General features: G+C 71.8%; 16 protein-coding genes and 3 pseudogenes. 3 read left to right on the top strand and 16 right to left on the bottom strand.

Annotated elements, in window-relative coordinates:
* Positions 1–97: 97 nt before the first annotated feature.
* The 10 genes and pseudogenes from G7070_RS13720 to G7070_RS13680 form a co-directional block, all read right to left on the bottom strand.
* Positions 98–1,111: a tocopherol cyclase family protein gene (locus G7070_RS13720; protein WP_166234199.1), complete on the bottom strand. Its 1,014-nt coding sequence runs from the start codon at positions 1,109–1,111 to the stop codon at positions 98–100.
* A gap of 69 nt (positions 1,112–1,180) precedes the next feature.
* Positions 1,181–1,729: an RNA 2'-phosphotransferase gene (locus G7070_RS13715; protein WP_206079803.1), complete on the bottom strand. Its 549-nt coding sequence runs from the start codon at positions 1,727–1,729 to the stop codon at positions 1,181–1,183.
* The gene (coaD, locus tag G7070_RS13710) at positions 1,726–2,205 is read right to left on the bottom strand and encodes a pantetheine-phosphate adenylyltransferase (protein ID WP_166234198.1); all 480 of its coding nucleotides are present in this window, start codon (positions 2,203–2,205) and stop codon (positions 1,726–1,728) included. The genes G7070_RS13715 and coaD overlap by 4 nt, the downstream gene beginning before the upstream one ends.
* On the bottom strand, positions 2,202–2,381 hold the full coding sequence (locus tag G7070_RS18945) for an RsmD family RNA methyltransferase (RefSeq protein WP_246227129.1): 180 nt from the start codon (positions 2,379–2,381) through the stop codon (positions 2,202–2,204). The genes coaD and G7070_RS18945 overlap by 4 nt, the downstream gene beginning before the upstream one ends.
* Before the next feature lie 71 nt (positions 2,382–2,452).
* A pseudogene (locus tag G7070_RS18940) lies at positions 2,453–2,788 on the bottom strand (RsmD family RNA methyltransferase); the annotation flags it as partial.
* Between the two features lie 9 nt (positions 2,789–2,797).
* Entirely contained in the window at positions 2,798–3,187 is a 390-nt protein-coding gene (locus tag G7070_RS13700) for a hypothetical protein (protein ID WP_166234197.1), read from the bottom strand.
* Between the two features lie 244 nt (positions 3,188–3,431).
* On the bottom strand, positions 3,432–5,639 hold the full coding sequence (locus tag G7070_RS13695) for an ATP-dependent DNA helicase RecG (protein ID WP_166234196.1): 2,208 nt from the start codon (positions 5,637–5,639) through the stop codon (positions 3,432–3,434).
* On the bottom strand, positions 5,636–6,244 hold the full coding sequence (locus G7070_RS13690; RefSeq protein ID WP_166234195.1) for a GNAT family N-acetyltransferase: 609 nt from the start codon (positions 6,242–6,244) through the stop codon (positions 5,636–5,638). Before G7070_RS13690 ends, G7070_RS13695 begins: the two co-directional genes overlap by 4 nt.
* A 181-nt stretch (positions 6,245–6,425) precedes the next feature.
* Positions 6,426–6,611 (bottom strand): 50S ribosomal protein L28, encoded by a 186-nt coding sequence (gene rpmB / locus G7070_RS13685; RefSeq protein ID WP_166234194.1) that lies wholly within the window; start codon positions 6,609–6,611, stop codon positions 6,426–6,428.
* A 106-nt stretch (positions 6,612–6,717) separates the two neighbouring features.
* Positions 6,718–8,411: pseudogene (locus G7070_RS13680) on the bottom strand (ribonuclease J).
* A gap of 34 nt (positions 8,412–8,445) precedes the next feature.
* On the opposite strand from G7070_RS13680, the gene G7070_RS13675 reads away from it, so the two are divergent.
* The gene (locus G7070_RS13675) at positions 8,446–8,994 is read left to right on the top strand and encodes a GNAT family N-acetyltransferase (protein ID WP_246227127.1); all 549 of its coding nucleotides are present in this window, start codon (positions 8,446–8,448) and stop codon (positions 8,992–8,994) included.
* A 100-nt stretch (positions 8,995–9,094) separates the two neighbouring features.
* Here the strand turns inward: G7070_RS13675 and glpK are convergent.
* From glpK to G7070_RS13660, 3 genes and pseudogenes are all read right to left on the bottom strand, one after another.
* Positions 9,095–10,608 (bottom strand): annotated as a pseudogene (gene glpK / locus G7070_RS13670) (glycerol kinase GlpK).
* Positions 10,609–10,687: 79 nt separating this feature from the next.
* Positions 10,688–11,404 (bottom strand): MIP/aquaporin family protein, encoded by a 717-nt coding sequence (locus G7070_RS13665; protein WP_246228006.1) that lies wholly within the window; start codon positions 11,402–11,404, stop codon positions 10,688–10,690.
* A 164-nt stretch (positions 11,405–11,568) separates the two neighbouring features.
* A complete protein-coding gene (locus G7070_RS13660; protein WP_166234191.1) occupies positions 11,569–13,296 on the bottom strand; it encodes a glycerol-3-phosphate dehydrogenase/oxidase in 1,728 nt (575 codons plus the stop codon).
* Between the two features lie 104 nt (positions 13,297–13,400).
* Here G7070_RS13660 and G7070_RS13655 point away from each other — a divergent pair, with 104 nt between their 5' ends.
* Positions 13,401–14,351 (top strand): sugar-binding transcriptional regulator, encoded by a 951-nt coding sequence (locus tag G7070_RS13655; RefSeq protein ID WP_166234190.1) that lies wholly within the window; start codon positions 13,401–13,403, stop codon positions 14,349–14,351.
* Between the two features lie 32 nt (positions 14,352–14,383).
* Complete coding sequence (locus tag G7070_RS13650) at positions 14,384–15,427, top strand: glutathione S-transferase family protein (RefSeq protein WP_166234189.1); 1,044 nt, start codon at positions 14,384–14,386, stop codon at positions 15,425–15,427.
* Positions 15,428–15,468: 41 nt separating this feature from the next.
* On the opposite strand, the gene G7070_RS13645 is transcribed toward G7070_RS13650, so the two are convergent.
* From G7070_RS13645 to dapB, 3 genes are read right to left on the bottom strand one after another with little or no spacing between them, the layout of a single operon-like run.
* Entirely contained in the window at positions 15,469–15,987 is a 519-nt protein-coding gene (locus G7070_RS13645) for an LmeA family phospholipid-binding protein (RefSeq protein WP_246227126.1), read from the bottom strand.
* Positions 15,939–16,190 (bottom strand): hypothetical protein, encoded by a 252-nt coding sequence (locus G7070_RS13640; protein WP_166234188.1) that lies wholly within the window; start codon positions 16,188–16,190, stop codon positions 15,939–15,941. Before G7070_RS13640 ends, G7070_RS13645 begins: the two co-directional genes overlap by 49 nt.
* Positions 16,187–16,921, bottom strand: a complete 735-nt coding sequence (gene dapB, locus G7070_RS13635; protein WP_166234187.1) for a 4-hydroxy-tetrahydrodipicolinate reductase — start codon at positions 16,919–16,921, stop codon at positions 16,187–16,189. The genes G7070_RS13640 and dapB overlap by 4 nt, the downstream gene beginning before the upstream one ends.
* Between the last annotated feature and the right edge of the window lie 30 nt (positions 16,922–16,951).

Below are 16,951 nucleotides of genomic sequence, written 5' to 3'. Positions count from 1 at the left end.
CCGTCCATCGGCGTGCCCGGGACGCGGGCGCCGGATCAGCCCGGCACCTTCGTCCCCGCGGCTGCGCTCCGGTCAGCCAGGGCCGTCGGGCGGCCGCTCAGCGGCGGCGGGCCGGCAGGCGGGTGAGGCCGTCGGTGTCGCCGAAGACCTCCAGGCCGGCGCACTCCCCCGTCCCGTCGAACAGGGTCGCCCCGTCGGGCGCGGTGAGCCGGAGCCGCAGGCGGGCGTCCAGGGTCTCCTCGACGCGGCGGTGCATGGCGGTGCGCAGCGGCGCGTGCAGCAGGCCGCCGCGGACCCGCTCCGCGGCCAGGTCGAGGGTGCCGTCGGGGCCGGCCATCCGCCAGTGCACCGTCTGGTCGTCGATCCGCAGGTCCAGATCGCGGGAGCCGTTCCAGGTCGCCCAGGTGCGGACGCGCCCGCCGAGCGCCAGGGCCACGATGCTTCCCCGGAAGCGTCGCCCCAGCCCCGGTATGACGGCGCAGGACGCCATGAGCGAGCCGTCGGGCCGCTCCCCGGACGCGTCGGCGAGGTGGTTGCTCGCCGCCCACACGTAGGCGGACGGGAACGAGCGCCCCCAGTCCTTCTCCAGGTAGCCGCGTCCGCCGTCGAAGTCGACCGCGACCCCCTCGACGTCGAGGGTGCCGGCCAGGTCGTGCCCGAACGAGACGATGCCGTGCCGGCACTCCATGATCGGCAGGTAGCCGTACCAGCCCATAATCCCGGGCACGCGGGCGGTCACCGGGTAGGGCCGCAGCGGCGTGGCGAAGTCGATCCGCCCGGCGAGTTGCGGCACCTCGACGGTGATGCCGGACGCGTCGAAGATGTTCGGGCCGACGCGGACCGCGAACTCCCGCTCGGAGGCTGCGAAGGCGTCGGCGTCGTAGCGGTGGTACCACGACCGCCCGGTCAGCCCGTCGAGGACCTGCACGAACGCCTCGGCCGCGCCGCCGCGCTCTGCCCGGAACACCCCGGGGATCACCGCCCAGCGCTGGGTCCCATCGGACGAGACGAGCTTGACGTACCAGCCCTCGAAGTAGCCGCCGCTCACCCCGCGGCCGTGGAACGCCTCGGGGTGACGCACCCCGAGCAGGTACTGGAACGGCGTCCGCATGCGTCACGGTAACCCGTCATCGCCCAAGCGCCCAGCCGCGCGCTCAGATTCGGCGCGCGCCTCCGGGGATCAGCCCAGGGTGAGGAAGGACGCGGGCAGCGATGCGGTGAGCCAGACCCGGTCATTGCCGCGGTGGAAGGTGTGCCCGGCCGCGACCGCGGCGGCGGCGTCCACGGTCAGGAGGAGCGGCTCGGGGTCGCGGCGCCGGCCGACCTCGGTGGCCATCTCGGCGTCGGTCGACAGGTGGACGTACTGGCGCCGCATCGGCCGCAGCCCTTCGGCCTGGATCCGCAGCCAGGCGGCGTGGGAGGTGCCGTGGAACAGCCGCGCGGGCGGCTCCCCGGCCTCCAGCACGACCGCGTTGGGCGTCGAATGGCCGTAGCGGGCCCGGATCCGGTCTCCGGACAGTTCGTGGCGCTGCTTGGCCGCCGAGGCCAGCATCGCCTCGACGTCGGCTCGGCCGACCTGGGCCCACTCACCGCCCTGCTCGCGGAGGGCGTCCAGGAGCTGGTCGAGCGGGACCCAGCCGTGCTCGTCCAGCTCGAGCTCGTAGCGCCAGGGCTCGTGCCGCAGCGCGTGCGACATCGCCCGGCTCAGATCCTCGGCCCGGACGCTCACGCCTGCCCTGTCGACTTGGCCGCGATCGCCTCGGCGACCTGCGGAGTGACGAACTGGCTGACGTCGCCGCCGAGCTTGGCGATCTCGCGGATCATCGTGGAGCTCAGATGCGACCACTGCGCCGAGGTGGGCAGCATGATCGTCTCGATGCCGCTCAGCGCGTGGTTCATCTGCGCCATCTGGAGCTCGAAGTCGAAGTCGCTGGCGAACCGCAGCCCCTTCACGATCACGTCGACGCCCTGGTCGCGGCAGAAGTCCACCAACAGTCCGTCCAGCAGCATCACGCTCACGCCCGGGAGATCTTTCACGGCGTCGGTCAGCATGGCGACCCGCTCGTCGGGGGTGAACAGGTAGTTCTTGGCGCTGTTGCGGCCCACCGCGACGATCACCTCGTCGAACAGGTGCGCGCTGCGCGTCACGATGTCGAGGTGGCCGTGCGTGACGGGGTCGAACGAGCCGGGGCAGATCGCCCTCATGCGGGATCCTCCTTGGTCGCCAGGTGGAGCGTCGTCTCACCATAGCGGCGCTCCGAGCGGTCGGGCAGCGCCGCCGGCCAGGCGAGCGGCACGCTGCGGCTGGACCGTTCCACGACGACCAGGCCGTCCGGCGCGAGCCAGCCGCCCTCCACGACGCGGGCCACCTGGGCGTCCACGATCGGGAGGCGACGTCGTAGGGCGGGTCGAACCACACCACGTCGAAGCGACGGGGTGCCCCGGCCAGGTAGGCGTCCACCGAGGACGCCACGACCGCGACGTCCAGGCCGGTCGCCTCGGCATTGCCGCGGGCGAGCGCGGCGGTGGCGCGGTCCCGCTCCACACAGACCACGGGGCCCGCCCCCCGGCTGGCCGCCTCCAGCGCGACGGCCCCCGTGCCGCCGTACAGGTCGAGCAGGCTGAACCGGGCGAGCATCTCGTCGGCGGGCTCGCCGACAGTGCCGGCCCAGTCGGCGATCAGGTTGAACGCGGACTCGCGCACCAGGTCCGAGGTGGGGCGGGTGCGGGAATGGCTCGGCGTCGCGAGGCGGTGCCCGCCCGCGCGTCCGGCGATGATGCGGCTCACCCGGTCAGGCTACCGAGCGGCGGCCGCCGCGGCCCCCCGACGGGCCGCCCGGACGCCGCCGGCGACGAGCCCCAGCGCGGCCACCACCAGCAGCGCGCACCCGGCGACCAGCAGCGGGACGGGATCGTAATACTCGGTGCAACTCGTCCCGTCGGGCATGGGGGTGCACACCTCCCCGGGGCCCAGCCGGTTGCGGGCGGCGATCCACAGCACCAGCGCGGCGACGCCGACGAGCAGCCCGGGCCAGCCGCGTCCCGCCGTCCGCCACACCAGCAGGGCGACGACCGCGGCGGCGACGGGCAGCACGAACACCCCGATCGTGAACATCCCGGCGAACGCGAGTGCCACCAGCAGCCCCGCGACCGCCCAGCCGGCGGCCGCCCACCCGTACCTGGCCATACCGCCACGGTGCGCCGCGCCGGCCGCGCGCGTCAAGGGCGCTCGCAGTCGCCCCCTCTCGTGCCAGATGCCCCCTTTGCTACGGGGGCGTCTGCACCGGACGCGGGCGACTCGTTCCAAGCGGGGGCGGCTCGTTCCAAGCGGGGGGCGACTCGTCCCAAGCGGGGGCGACTCGTTCCAAGCGGGGGCGGCTCGTCTCAAGCGGGGGCGACTCGTTCCAAGCGGGGCGGTTCCACCCCCGCGGTCAGGAGCGGTCGATCCACTCCTCGCCGGCCAGCAGGTTGGTCTGGGTGACGGCGTCCGCGAAGCCGGGCTCCCGCCGGTCGGGGTCGCGCCGGACGGCCTCCTCGGCCAGCGTCCGGGCGGCGTCGATCAGGTCGGCGTGCTCCAGGACGCGCAGCAGGCGCAGCGTGGAGCGTCCGCCGGACTGGCTGGCGCCCAGCACGTCGCCCTCGCGGCGCTGGGCCAGGTCGAGCTCGGCGAGCTCGAAGCCGTCGCGGGTCGCCGCGACCGCCGCCAGCCGCTCCCACGACGGCGCCAGCGGCTCGGCGGCGGAGATCAGCAGGCAGACGCCGGGCAGGCCGCCGCGTCCGATCCGGCCGCGGAGCTGGTGGAGCTGGCTGATGCCGAACCGGTCGGCGTCCCAGATGATCATCATGGACGCGTTGGGCACGTCGACGCCGACCTCGATGATCGTGGTGGCCACGAGCACGTCGAGGTCGCCGGCCGCGAAGGCGGCCATCACCGACGCCTTCTCCTCGGCCGGCAGCCGCCCGTGCAGGACGCCCACCCGCACCCCGGCCAGCGGGCCCTCGCTCAGGTGGGCGGCCAACTCGAGCACGCCCATCCCCTCCTCCTTGCCGCCGCCGATGTGCGGGGCGACGACGAAGGCCTGCCTGCCCTGGGCGACCTCCTCGCTGACGCGTTCCCAGGCCCGCTCGACCCAGGCCGGCCGGATGCCGGCGTCCACCACGGTGGTGGTGACGTCGGCGCGGCCGGCGGGCAGCTGGGACAGCGTCGAGACGGTCAGGTCGCCGAAGACCGTCATGGCCACCGAGCGCGGGATCGGGGTCGCCGTCAGCACCAGGACGTGCGGGCGGGCGTCGGCGCGGTCGGTGAGGACCGCGCGCTGCTCGACGCCGAAGCGGTGCTGCTCGTCCACGACGACCAGGCCGAGGTCGGCGAACTGGACGTGGTCGGCGAGCAGCGCGTGGGTGCCGATGACGATCCCCGCCTCGCCCGAGGCGACCTTCAGCAGGGCGGCGCGCTTCTGGGCGGCCGGGGTCGATCCGGTGATGCACACCACGTCGGTGGCGACATCGGGCGCCCCGAGGGTGCGTCCGTACCCCAGATCGCCGAGCAGGCCGGTGATGGTCTGGTGGTGCTGCTGGGCCAGCACCTCGGTGGGTGCGAGCAGGACGGCCTGGCCACCGGCGTCCACCACGGCGAGCATGGCGCGCAGCGCGACCAGGGTCTTGCCGGAGCCGACCTCGCCCTGCAGCAGCCGCTGCATGGGCTGGTGGCGGGCCAGGTCGTCGAAGATCTCCTCGCTGACCTCGGCCTGGCCGGCGGTGAGGGTGAACGGCAGCCGGGCGTCGAAGGCGTCCAGGATGCCGTCGGCGACGCGGGCCCGCGGACCGGCGGACTGCCGCGCGTTCTCGGCGCGCCGGTAGGCCATCGCGAGCTGGGTGGTGAAGGCCTCGTCGAACCACAGCCGCTGCCGGCCCACGTCGATCTGCGCCTTCGACTCGGGCCGGTGGACCGCGGCGAAGGCGTCCTTGAGCCCGATGACGCCCGCCCGTTCCCGCACCCAGCCGGGCCACGGGTCGGCGTCCGGCAGGACGTCGAGGGTGATCCGGGCGCAGTCGGCGATGGTCCAGGTCTTGAGCTTGGCGGTCGCCGGGTAGAGCCCCACCAGGCCCGAGCGGGACAGCTCGGCGATCCGCTCCTTCTCCTCGGAGTTGCCGACCACCCCGCCGGCCTCGTCCAGCATCACGAACGCCGGGTGCGTCATCTGCGGCTGGTCGCGGAAGCTGCCCACCTTGCCGACGAAGATGCCGCGGACGCCGGCCGAGAGTTGGCGCTGCCACCAGTTCACGATGGACGCCCGGCCGAAGAAGGTCGCCTTGAGCCGGCCCTCCCCGTCGGTCAGGGTGACCTCCAGGCGCGAGTTGGGCGGGCGCTTGCCGCCGGTGAAGCCGCCGCGGCCCTCGAAGATCTCGGTGCGGGCGACGCGGGCCATGACGGCGACGTGCTCGCCCTCCTCGAGCGTGGCCAGGTCGGTGAGCTCGGTGCCGGCGAGGTAGTGCCGGGGCACGTGCCGCAGCAGGTCGCCGACCGTGTGGACGCGCAGCGCGGCGAAGGAGTCGGCCGCCTTCGCGCCCAGCACCGTGCCGACGGGCTCGTTGAGGGTGCGGAAGGCGTCGGTGCGCCACGGGTCGAGCGGAGTCACACCAGCATCCTAGGAGGCCGCTCGGACGCTTCCACCCGCCACTCGTCGGCGAGCACCGCGTACTCGAAGGAGTCCAGCCAGACGCCGCGGCGGTGCAGCGCGGACGCGCGCGTGTGCGCCTCCCGCCGCATCCCCAGGCGCTCCATGAGGCGCCAGGAGGGCTCGTTGTCGGCGAAGCACACCGCGCGGACGCGGCGCACCCCCAGCGCCGAGAAGCAGGCGTCGATCACCGCCGCCACCGCCTCAGTGGCGTAGCCGTGCCCGCCGTGGGCGGGGTCGAGGCTCCAGCCGACCTCGGCCTGCCGGCCGGCGGCGTCCGCGGCGACCTCGCGCTGCGCCTCGGCGTCCTCGACGCGGCAGATCACATCGCCGATCACCCGCGGCTCGGTCCCGCCGAGCTCGACGGCCAGCACCGTCGCGAGCCGCCCCGGCGCGGTGAACTCGGCGCGGTACTCCTGTGGGGTGGCGGCGAACCAGCCGATCCACTCCCCCACCTCGGGGAGCCGGCGGTAGGCCCAGGTCGCGTCGGCGTCCGCGGGCGTGACCCGGCGGATCGTCAGGCGCGGTGTCCGGAGCGGCCAGGCGAGGGCGTCGAGCGGGTCCATGCCCCGACGCTAGCGCCGTCCCCCGCGACCCGTTCGCCGACGCGGCGACCGCCGGGTCGCGGGACCGCGTTCCGACCCGGCCGGGGCCGAGGGGCGCCGCGTCCGGGCAGGAACCGGCGCAGACGTCCCCGGACATGCGAAAGACCCGCCGGAGCGGGTCTTCAGCGGGCGAACCCGAGGGTCAGCGGGCGATCTTGCCGGCCTTGAGGCAGGACGCGCAGACGTTCATGCGCTTGGTGCCGCCGTTGACGGACGCGCGCACGGACTGGATGTTCGGGTTCCAACGACGGTTGGTCTTCTTCTTGGACCAGGGCACGTTATGGCCGAAGGTCGGCTTCTTGGCGCAGACGTCGCACACGGCGGCCATGGCACTATCTCCTCAGTGATGGGAATCCAGCCCGCGCGAGACATCACGCGTCGAGCTCGAAATCGGAACCGAACCATACTAACCGACTCGGCACCCAAACAAAAACTCAGGTCGACAACACCACCGGCACGATCATCGGGCGCGCGCGGTAGCGCTTGCTCACCCAGCGCCCCAGTCGGCGACGCATCACCTGCTGGAGTTGGTAGGTGTCCTCCGCGCCGTCGGCGAGGGCGTCGCGCAGCGCCTGGGCGACCTCGTCGGTGATCCTGTCGAAGATGTTGTCCTCGTCGAAGAAGCCGCGGGCGGTGATGATCGGACCCTCGACCAGCTCGCCGCTGTGCAGGTTGACCACCGCGATCGCCGAGATGAAGCCCTCCTCGCCCAGGATGCGGCGCTCGTCGAGCTCGGCGTCGCCCACGGCGTCCACCGTCGAGCCGTCCACGAAGACGTAGCCGCACTCGACGCGTCCGACGATCTTCACCCGGCCGTCGCGCAGGTCGACGACCGTGCCGTCCTCGACGACCACCGTGTTCTCGCGCGGGACGCCGGTGGCGATGGCCAGCTCGGCGTTGGCCACCAGGTGGCGGACCTCGCCGTGGACCGGCATCACGTTCCTCGGCTGCACCAGGTTGTAGCAGTACAGCAGCTCGCCCGAGCTGGCGTGCCCCGAGACGTGCACCATGGCGTTGCCCTTGTGCACGACCTTGACGCCGTTCTTGGTCAGGCCGTTGATGACCCGGTAGACCGAGTTCTCGTTGCCCGGGATCAGCGAGCTGGCCAGCAGCACCACGTCGCCGGGGCCGGCCGTGATGACCGGATGCTCGTGGTTGGCGATCCTGCTCAGCGCGCTCAGCGGCTCGCCCTGGGAGCCGGTCGAGATGATGACGACGTCCTCGGGGCGTACTTGTCGATGTCGTCGAGCGCGATGAGGGTGTTGCCCGGCACCTTGAGGTAGCCCAGCTGCGCCGCGATCGTCATGTTCTTCACCATGGAACGGCCGACGTAGACCACCTTGCGGCCGGCCTTGACGGCCTCGTCCATCACCTGCTGCACGCGGTGGACGTGCGAGGCGAAGCAGGCGACGATCAGGCGGCCCTTGGAGTGGGAGAACACCCGCTCCATGGCCGGCTGGATGTCCTTCTCGTGGGTGGTGAACCCGGGGGTCTCGGCGTTGGTGGAGTCGACCATGAACAGGTCGAGCCCCTCCTCGCCGGCGCGGGCGAACCCGCGCAGGTCGGTGAGGCGGCCGTCCAGCGGCAGCTGATCCATCTTGAAGTCGCCGGTGTGCAGCACCGAGCCGGCCTTGGTGCGCAGCAGCACGGCCAGGGCGTCGGGGATGGAGTGGTTGACCGCCAGGAACTCGAGGTCGAACTCGCCGATCTTCGTGCGCGAGCCGGCCTCCATCTCGCGCAGGTCGGCGTTGCGGATGCGGTGCTCCTTGAGCTTCTCGCGCACGAACGCCAGGGTCAGCTTGCTGCCCAGCACCGGGATGTCGGGGCGCCGCCGCAGCAGGTACGGCACCGCGCCGATGTGGTCCTCGTGGCCGTGGGTCAGCACGAGGGCCTTGATGGCGTCGAGCCGGTCGTCGAGCAGGTGCAGCCCGGGCAGGATCAGGTCGACGCCGGGGTGGTTCTCGTCGGGGAACAGCACACCGCAGTCGAGGATCATCAATTCATCGTTGATCTCGAAGCTGGCGCTGTTGCGGCCCACGTCGCCCAGGCCGCCGAGCGGCGTGATCCGCAGCGTGTCGGGGCGCAGTTTCGGTGGGGTCTGAAGGGGTTCTCGCACGATGCTCACCATAGCGGTCGGCCCCGACACGGTTAGGATGACCCGCGTGAACGACGCTCCCCGCACGCCCGATTCCTGCCGCCTCGCCCTCCCCTCGGAGGCCGAGCGCCTCGCGGCCATCCAACGCCGCAGCTGGGAGCAGCAGTTCCCCGGCGACGTGGCGCGCAGCATCCTGGGCCATCTGGACCTCGCGACCATGACGCAGTCCTGGGAGACGGCGATCGCGCGCCCGCCCCTGGCCAAGCTGCGCGTCCTGGTCGCCGTGGAGGACGGCCGTCCCGTGGGGTTCGCCGCGGTGGGCCCCTCCGACGACCCGGACGCCGACCCGGCCGCCGACGGCCTGGTGGGCGAGTTCATCATCGACCCGCCGGCCCAGAACCAGGGGCACGGGTCCCGGCTGCTCAACGCCGTGGCCGACACCCTGCGCGCCGACAGCTTCTCGCGGGCCACCTGGTGGGTGCGCTCGAACGACGACCGGCTGCGCGCCCTGCTGGAGTCCTCGGGCTGGGCGGCCGACGGCGCCCACCAGGCGGTCGGCACCGACGAGGACGCCGCGCCGGTGAAGATGCTGCGGTTCCACACCGCGCTGGCCTGAGACGCTCCCTTCCGGCGGCACGGTGCCGCCGGGTCCGGACGCGAAAGAGGGGCGTGACGGCCCCAGACCGTCACGCCCCTCCCCTTCCCGACCGGGGAGGTCAGTTCACGTCGTCGTCCACCCAGTCGAAGGTCTTCGTGACGGCCTTCTTCCAGTTGCGGTACAGGCGATCGCGCTCGGCCTCATCGACCTCGGGCGTCCAGCGCTTGTCCTCGGCCCAGTTGTCGATGACGTCCTGCTCGCCGTTCCAGAAGCCCACCGCGATGCCCGCGGCGTACGCGGCGCCCAGCGCCGTGGTCTCGGCGACCACGGGACGGACGACGTCCACGCCGAGCTGGTCGGCCTGGAACTGCATCAGCGTGTCGTTGGCGGTCATGCCGCCGTCGACCTTGAGCTCGGCCAGCTTGACGCCGGAGTCGGCCTCCATGGCGTCCAGCACCTCGCGCGTCTGGTAGGCCGTGGCCTCCAGGACGGCGCGGGCGATGTGGCCGCGGTTGACGAACCGGGTCAGGCCGACGATCGCGCCGCGGGCGTCGGAGCGCCAGTACGGGGCGAACAGGCCGGAGAACGCGGGCACGAAGTACGTCCCGCCGTTGTCCTCGACCGTGGCGGCGAGTTCCTCGATCTCGGGGCGGACTCGAACATCTTCAGGTTGTCGCGCAGCCACTGCACCAGCGAGCCGGTGACCGCGATGGAACCCTCCAGCGCGTAGATCGGCTTGTTGTCGCCGATCTTGTAGCACACGGTGGTGAGCAGGCCGTTCTTGCTCGGGACCTTCTCCTCGCCGGTGTTCATCAGCATGAAGCAGCCGGTGCCGTAGGTGTTCTTGGCCATGCCGACCTCGAACGCCGCCTGGCCGAACGTCGCGGCCTGCTGGTCGCCCAGGATGCCCGCGACGGGGATGCCGCTGAGGGAGCCCTCGGGACGGACCACGCCGTACACCTCGGAGGAGGACTTGATCTCAGGCAGCATGGACATGGGGATGCCCATCTCACCCGCGATCCCCTCGTCCCAGCTCAGGGTGTCGAGGTCCATCAGCATGGTGCGGGACGCGTTGGTGACGTCGGTGACGTGCACGCCGCCGTTGACGCCGCCGGTGAGGTTCCACAGCACCCAGGTGTCCATGTTGCCCATGACCAGGTCGCCGGCCTCGGCGCGCTCGCGGGCGCCCTCGACGTTGTCGAGGATCCACTTGACCTTCGGGCCGGAGAAGTAGGTCGCCAGCGGCAGGCCCACCTTCGCCTTGTAGCGGTCGTCGTCGCCCTGGGCCAGTTCCTTGCAGATCTTGTCGGTCCGGGTGTCCTGCCAGACGATCGCGTTGTAGACGGGCTCGCCGGTGTTCTTGTCCCACACCATCGCGGTCTCGCGCTGGTTGGTGATGCCGACGGCGACGATCTTGTCCTTGCTCACGTTCGCGTGCGCCAGGGCGATCCCGACGACCTCGCGGGTGTTGTCCCAGATCTCCTTGGGGTCGTGCTCGACCCAGCCGGCGCGCGGGAAGATCTGCTCGTGCTCCTTCTGGCCCACGCCGACGATCTGGCCGCCGTGGTTGAACACGATGGCGCGGGTGCTCGTCGTGCCCTGGTCGATCGCGATAACGAACTTCTCAGTCATTGGGTGTTTCCTTCCACCTCGTTGTGTTGAGTCACGGAGAGTGGGTGCGGCCGGGACACCCGGCCGCACCCGGATGGGATCAGGGCAGCAGGACGTTGCTCAGCAGACCGGCGAGGACACCGCCGAGGATCGGGCCGACGACGGGGACCCAGGAGTAGGCCCAGTCGGACGCGCCCTTGCCCGGGATCGGGAGCACGGCGTGCGCGATGCGCGGGCCGAGGTCACGGGCGGGGTTGATGGCGTAGCCGGTGGGACCACCCAGCGACGCGCCGATGCCGACGATCAGGAGCGCGACGCCGAGGGCGCCGAGCCAGCCGAGGTTGGCCACGGGGGTCGGGTTCTGGCCGGTGAACTTGCCGACGGCGAGCACGACGAAGACCAGCACGAAGGTGCCGATGGCCTCAGTCACGACGTTCCACACGTAGTTGCGGACCTCGGGGCCGGTCGAGAAGACGCCCAGCTTGAGGGCGGCCGGGGCCTCGGTGTCGAACTGCTTCTTGTACGCCAGCCAGCACAGGACGGCGCCGATGAAGGCCCCGAGGAACTGCGCGCCGATGTAGGTCGCGATGGAGGCGAAGCCGACCGGGATGCCCGGCACGAACTCCTTGGCGCCCGAGGACGCGATGCCGAGGGTCACGGCGGGGTTCAGGTGACCGCCGGACTTGTAGGAGACGAGGACGCCGGCGAAGACCGCCAGACCCCAGCCCCAGTTCACCATCAGGAAGCCGGTGCCGTTTCCCTTGTTCTTGGGGAGGATGTTGTTGGCGACCACACCGCCACCGAGGAGGAGCAGCATCGCCGTCCCCACGGTTTCGGAGAGGAAGATGGTTGCGAGAGACACGCGTTTCTCACTTTCCGGCACAGCCTTGTGCCTGGTCGGGGCCCCCCGGTCGGGTGGGCGCCTGTTTTTTTTGGGACCCGGGCACCGGCGCTTGTGGGCGCCGGTGCCCGACCTGGGGGTCAGAGGGTGGACGGCACCATGTCGGGGGCTTCCGTCCTGACCTTGGACGCCTCGGCGTCCGTGGTCTGTTCCTGAGCAGCCAACTCTGCGGCTGCGCGGGCTCGGTAGTTCTCCTTCTCGGCGGTCGTCCGGTCGGCGTCCCAGCCCAGGAGCGGGGCGGCGATCTCGGCCACCTCGTCCACGGCGGACGCGCCCCGGTCGGGCGTGGAGGAGTTGAGGCGGACGCGCTGGATCAGGATGTCCTCCAGATGCAGGGCGCCTTCGTAGCGGCACGCGAACGCGACCTCCGCGCGGACGTACCAGTCGCAGGCCTTGAGCTGCCGGCCGAGGTCGGGGTCCTCGTCGATGAGCGCCAGCAGCGCGTCGATCTCGGAGCCGTAGGTGTCGAGCAGGTGGTCGACCTGCCCGGTGGACCAGCCGTACTTCTTGGCGATCTCGTCGCGGCGGCGGACGACGGCGGAGTAGCCGTCGGCGCCCAGCAGCGGCACGTTGTCGGTGATCGACGGGGTCTCGGCGGCGCGCTGCTTGCCCAGCGCGACGTCGACGGCGTCCTTGGCCATCACGCGGTAGGTGGTGAGCTTGCCGCCGGCGATGCTGACCAGGCCGGGGGCCGCCTCGAGCGTCGTGTGCTCGCGGGAGACCTTGGCCGACTTGGCCTCGTCCTGCCCGACGGGCTGCAGCAGCGGGCGCAGGCCGGCGTAGGTGCCGATGATGTCGTCGCGGGTGAGCTTGGCGTCCAGGACGGCGTTGGCGTGCTCCAGCACGTAGTCGATGTCCGCGGCCGTCGGCACCGGGTGCTCGAGCTGCTCGTGCCAGGCGGTGTCGGTGGTGCCGATGACCCAGTAGTGCTGCCACGGGATGATGAACAGGACCGACTTCTCGGTGCGCAGGAACATGCCGGCCTCGGCCTTGATCCGGTCGCGCGGCACGACGATGTGGATGCCCTTGCTGGCCAGCACCTTCAGGCCCGCGCGCGTCGTGGCCATGGACTGGGTGTCCTCGGTCCACACGCCGGTCGCGCCGATGACGGCCTTGGCCTTGACGTCGAACTCCCGGCCCGTCTCCATGTCGCGGACCTTGGCGCCCGTGACCCGGCCGTCGGCGCCCTGCAGCAGGCCGACGACGGCGGTGCGCGACGCCGTGGTGGCGCCGTAGCGCACCGCGCTGCGGGTCAGGTTGATCACCAGGCGGGCGTCGTCGACGCGGGCGTCGTAGAACTCGATCGCGCCGACCAACGCGTCGGGCCGCACGTCGGCGAAGCGCTGCATCGCGCCCTTCTTGGAGAGGTGCTTCTGCAACGGGACGGTCTTGTGCATTCCGGCGCCGATGACGGCCAGCGCGTCGTACAGCCCGACGCCGACCGCGGAGTAGGTGCGCTCGATCACCGGGGTCTTCAGCGGCCACAGGAACGGCTGCGCCTTCACGAGGTGGGGGGCGAGCTTGCTGATCAGCAGGCCACGCTCCTTCAGCGCCTCGGCGACCAGCGCGAAGTCCAGGTTGTACAGGTAGCGCAGGCCGCCGTGCACCAGCCGGCTGGAGCGGCTGGAGGTGCCGGAGGCGTAGTCCTGGGCCTCCACCAGGGCGGTCTTGAGGCCGCGGGTCGCGGCGTCGAGGGCCGTGCCCGCACCGGTCACCCCGCCGCCGATCACCAGGATGTCGAACGTCTCCTCCGCGAGGGTGGCCAGATGCTCTTCACGCTGCTGGGGGTTCAGTGCTGGGATGGTCATGCTCGGCTCCTTTGGTGCACGACGACTAGTAGACGTGCTCATCTTGCCCACGCTGCACGATCGTGTCACCCTTCTGAACAAACGTGCACGGACGGGGAGGGATCATGAACGGGCGCACCGAGGACATGTACCGGGCGGCGACGCACTACTACGTGCAGGGCGAGAAGATGGAGTCGATCGCCCGCGACATGGGGGTGTCCCGCTCGACGGTCTCGCGTCTGCTGTCGGAGGCCCGCGAGCAGGGGGTGGTGCGGATCACCATCGCCGACGACCTGGGCTCCCGCTCCCCCCTCGTGGACGGCCTGGCAAGGGCGTTCGGCGTCCGGGTGCACCTGGTTCCGGGCCGGGCGACGGCCCCGCTGGCCACCCGGATGGACCAGGTCGCGCAGCGCGCGGCCAGCCTGCTGGCCGAGATCGTGGCCGACCATCAGATCATCGGGGTGGCGTGGGGCGTGACCATCGCCAACCTCTCCCGGCACCTGCCGCGGCGTCCCCTGGTGGACAGCGTGGTGGTGCAGATGAACGGCGGCGCGAACCCCCGGTCGAGCGGGGTGCCCTACATCGGCGAGATCCTGCAGTCCATCGGGGACGCCTTCGACTCCGAGGTGATCCTGTTCCCCGTCCCGGCGTTCTTCGACTTCGTCGAGACCAAGCGCGCCATGTGGCGCGAGCGGTCGGTGCAGTACGTGCTCGCGCTCCAGCAATGGCTCGACGTGGCCGTCTTCGGCGTCGGCTCCCTCTCGGGGTCGATCCCCTCCCACGTCTACGCGGCCGGCTACCTCGACGACGCCGAGCGCGAGCGGTTGTTGGCCGACCGCGTGGTGGGCGACATCTGCACCGTCCTGCTCCGCGAGGACGGCACCTACGCCGACATCGCGGCGAACCAGCGGGCCACGGGGCTGACCCCGGCCGAACTCGCGCGCGTCCCGCGGCGGATCTGCGTGGCCTCGGATCCGTTGCGCGCCCGCGCGATCCTCGGGGCGCTGCGCGCCGGCGTCGCCACCGACCTCGTCATCGACGAGCAGACCGCCCGCACCGTGGTCAACCACCTGTGAGAAGGGCTTGCGCCCCGTGAGACGGTGGACCCATGAGTGAGCAGGCCGAACACAGCACGGGCGGGGTGTACTCCAGCAAGGGCAAGGAGTACGCGCGCGACACCCGCTACCTCCCCACCCGACTCAAGCGGGCGGTGGCCCCCGGCGAGGACGCCGTCGCCATCGAGCCCGGCCGCTACCGCCTGATCGCCGCCCGGGCCTGCCCGTGGGCGAACCGGGCCATCATCGACCGCCGGCTGCTGGGGCTGGAGGACGCCCTGAGCCTGGGCCTGCCGGGTCCCACCCACGACGCCGACTCGTGGACGTTCGACCTCGACCCCGGCGGCGTCGACCCGGTGCTCGGCATCCATAAGCTCAAGGACGCCTATCTCGCCCGCGACCCGCAGTACCCGCGCGGCATCACCGTGCCGGCGATCGTGGACACGACGACCGGCGCGGTCGTCACCAACGACTTCGCGCAGATCACGCTCGACTTCGCCACCGAGTGGAAGGACTTCCACCGCCCCGGCGCGCCCGACCTCTACCCCGAGGCGCTGCGCGACGAGATGGACCAGGTGATGCGGCGCGTCTACACCGAGATCAACAACGGGGTGTACCGCTGTGGCTTCGCCGGGACGCAGGAGTCCTACGACGCCGCCTACGATCGGCTGTTCGCGGCGCTGGACTGGGTCGAGGAGCGGCTCACGACGCGGCGCTACCTGATGGGCGAGCACATCACCGAGGCCGACGTGCGGCTGTTCACCACCCTGGTGCGCTTCGACGCGGTGTACCACAACCACTTCAAGACCAACCGCAACAAGCTCATCGAGATGCCGGCGCTATGGGGGTACGCCCGCGACCTGTTCCAGACGCCCGGGTTCGGCGACACCGTCGACTTCGAGCAGATCAAGCAGCACTACTACGTCGTGCACTCCGACCTGAACCCGCTGCAGATCGTGCCGAAGGGTCCCGACCTGTCCGGGTGGCTCACCGACCACGACCGCGGCTCGCTGGGCGGTTCGCCCTTCGGGGATGGGACGCCGCCGGGGCCCGTGCGGCCCGCCGAGCGGGCGCCGCACACGATCCTGGAGTCCTGACCCTCGATCCGGGGCGCGGGCCCTCCCCGCGGGCGGCGACCCTAGCGCGTCATCGGGAACGAGACGTCGGTGCCTCCGACCCGGGCGGCCACGCCGTCGGCGTCCGGCGTCATGGCCTCGAGGCGCAGCCCGTAGGGCAGGGGCACCGCGACCGGCTTGAGCATCGCGTCCACCACGGGCTGGCTCACCTGCCTGGGGACCGCGACGCCCGCGACGTTGATCTCGCTCTGCGTCACCGCCACCGTCTGGGCGGCGGGGTCGACGGTGAGGCGTCCGGTCACGCCGATGGGGACCCGGGCGCCGAACACGTTCGCCTCGCTGGTGAAGGTGACCTGGTCGCCGCCGGCCGATTTCGCCTGGACGCCGGCCATCGCGCCCAGGTCGGCGTACCCCAGCCGCGCCCCACCCTCCGCCGTCGCGGCCCGCACGGCGTTGCCGGTGAGCTTCACGTCGCGGAACGTGAGGTCGAGGTCGGTCAGCAGGACGGTCCCGCCGCGCTCGAGCCGGACGTTCATGGCGTCGCCCTGCACCCGCACCGCGGGGAAGGACGTCGTGAGCACGTTCCACGCGACCGGGTAGCCCTCGACGGTGACCTCGGGGGGCTCCCCAGCCCGAGCCCCGACTGGAGCGCGCGCGCCGCGCGCTGCTCCACCTCGTCGCGGATCATGCCGTCGGCGACGAAGACCGCCCCGACGATCAGCACGACGAGGGCCAGCAGGAAGATCAGCAGGCCGGCGAGGAACTTGCCCAGCGCGCGCATCACAACCCCAGGAGCGACTCGATGCCCACGGTCAGGCCGGGCTGGTCCGGCACCGCGCGGATCGCCGCCAGCACGCCGGGCATGTAGGACGACCGGTCGAAGCCGTTCTCGGCGATGACGAGTTGCTCGCCCTCGTTGCCGAAGCGCACCTCCTGGTTGGCGAACAGCCCGCGCTGGCGCACCGAGTGGACGCGGATGCCGTCGATGTCCGCGCCGCGGGCCCCGTCGGTCTCCTCGGTGGTCGCGTCCGGGGTCGGGCCCAGCCCGGCGGCGCGGCGGGCAGCGGCGATCGCCCGGGCGGTCGTGGCGGCGGTGCCGGAGGGGGCGTCGACCTTGTTGGGGTGGTGGAGTTCGATGATCTCGACCGACTCGAAGAAGGGCGCCGCCAGCTCGGAGAACTTCATCATCAGCAGCGACCCGATGGAGTAGTTGGACGCGACGATGGCGTGCGCCGGCGTCCCGTCGAACAGCTCGCGGACCCGCTCCAGCTTCTCCGGGGTGAACCCGGTCGTCCCCACCACCGCGTGGACGCCGTGGGCGGCGCACCACTCCAGGTTCGCCATCACGGCGTCGGGGACGGTGAAGTCGACCGCGACGTCGGCCGCCTGCGCGGGCGTCAGGTCGTCCCCGGCATCCAGCGCCGCGACCAGCTCGAGGTCCTCGGCGGCCTCCACGGCGCGGCACACTTCGGCGCCCATGCGCCCCTTCGCTCCCAGCACGGCGACTCTCAGCATGCGCCCCATCCTAGGGTGGGATTCGGTCGC

Source organism: Propioniciclava coleopterorum (assembly GCF_011393335.1).
GTDB lineage: Bacteria > Actinomycetota > Actinomycetes > Propionibacteriales > Propionibacteriaceae > Propioniciclava > Propioniciclava coleopterorum.
The sequence above is the reverse complement of the archived record's forward strand: the minus strand, read 5'-3'. Positions and strand labels throughout refer to the sequence as shown.